This window comes from Acidovorax sp. HMWF018, from assembly GCF_003061035.1.
Taxonomy (GTDB): Bacteria; Pseudomonadota; Gammaproteobacteria; order Burkholderiales; family Burkholderiaceae_C; genus Acidovorax; species Acidovorax delafieldii.
The window spans coordinates 1-1,509 of the sequence record NZ_QAIM01000374.1 but is presented as its reverse complement, the minus strand read 5'-3'; the positions used below and the strand labels follow the sequence as shown (position 1 = coordinate 1,509).

At 64.7% G+C, this 1,509-nt stretch carries 2 protein-coding genes; both read left to right on the top strand.

Features of this window, described 5'->3' with window-relative positions; translation table 11 throughout:
* Positions 1-548: DUF933 domain-containing protein (locus DBR23_RS14470; protein WP_108498719.1), on the top strand; the 548-nt coding region annotated here is incomplete at its 5' end.
* A 153-nt stretch (positions 549-701) separates the two neighbouring features.
* On the top strand, positions 702-1,509 hold an 808-nt coding region (rarD, locus tag DBR23_RS14465), incomplete at its 3' end, for an EamA family transporter RarD (RefSeq protein WP_108498718.1).

Sequence of the window (1,509 nt, the reverse complement as noted above, 5' to 3'; positions counted from 1 at the left end):
AAATCACCAAGGAAGAGCAGCCGCTGCTCAAGTCCCTGTGCCTGATCACGGCCAAGCCCGCGATGTTCGTGGGCAACGTGAGTGAAGACGGCTTCGAGAACAACCCGTTCCTGGACCGCCTCAAGGACTATGCTGCCAGCCAGAATGCGCCCGTGGTTGCCATCTGCGCCAAGATGGAGGCCGAGATGGCCGAGATGAGCGACGAAGACCGCGACATGTTCCTGGCCGAAATGGGGCAGACAGAACCAGGCCTGGCGCGCCTGATCCGTGGCGCCTTCAAGCTGCTGGGCCTGCAGACCTATTTCACCGCTGGCGTGAAGGAGGTGCGCGCCTGGACCATCCACATTGGCGACACCGCGCCCCAGGCTGCTGGGGTGATCCACGGCGACTTCGAGCGCGGCTTCATCCGTGCGCAGACGATCGCCTTCGAGGACTTCATTGCCTACAAGGGCGAGCAGGGCGCCAAGGATGCCGGCAAGATGCGTGCCGAAGGCAAGGAGTACGTGGTCAAGGATGGCGACGTGCTGAACTTCCTGTTCAACGTCTGACCCTGCTGCAGGCTCCTCGGGGCCTGCGTGCGCTGTGTTGCCCGTCATCCCTGTCTGCCCCCGGGCGGGCAGGGATTTTTTCTGGCGGCTTCCCGCTCCAGAGCAACCCGGGCAAGGCCATGCCTTCGTTCACTCTTTGATGGTTTCTCACGCATGAATACAGGAATCCTCTACGCTGCCCTGGCCTATGTCGCCTGGGGGCTGTTCCCGCTGTACTTCAAGCAGGTGGCCGATGTGCCCTCGCTGGAGGTGGTGATGCACCGCACGCTGTGGTCGCTGGCCGTGGTGCTGGGGCTGCTGGCCGTGCGCAGGCAATGGGCGTGGATGGCGTCTGTGGTGCGCCAGCCGCGGGTGCTCGGCGCATTTGCATTGTCGGCCGTGCTGTTGTCGGGCAACTGGCTGACCTACGTGTGGGCGGTGCAGAACCACCATGTGGTCGATGCCAGCCTGGGGTATTTCATCTTGCCACTGGTGAATGTGGCGCTGGGCTTCGTGTTCCTGCGCGAGCGCCCCCGGCCCGGGCAGTGGCTGGCCGTGGCGGTGGCTGCGGCCGGTGTGCTGTGGCTGGCCGTGCAGGCAGGGCGCCTGCCCTGGATCGCGCTGGTGCTGGCACTGACCTTTGGCTTCTATGGCCTGCTGCGCAAGGTAGCAGTGCTGGGCGCGCTGGAGGGGCTTACCTTGGAGACCCTGATGCTGGCGCCGGTGGCGGCAGTGGTGCTGGCCTGGTGGAGCTGGCAAGGACAGGGCGCTCTGGTGCAGGGCGATGCGTCTACTGTGGGTTGGTTGCTGTTGGCCGGGCCCATGACGGCCGTACCTTTGCTGCTGTTTGCCGCTGGCGCGCGGCGCATTCCCATGTCCACGCTGGGCATCCTGCAATACATCTCGCCCAGCCTCCAGTTTGCGCTGGGGTTGTGGGTGTACCACGAGGCCTTTCAGCCCGCGCGGCTGGTGGGTTTTGTTT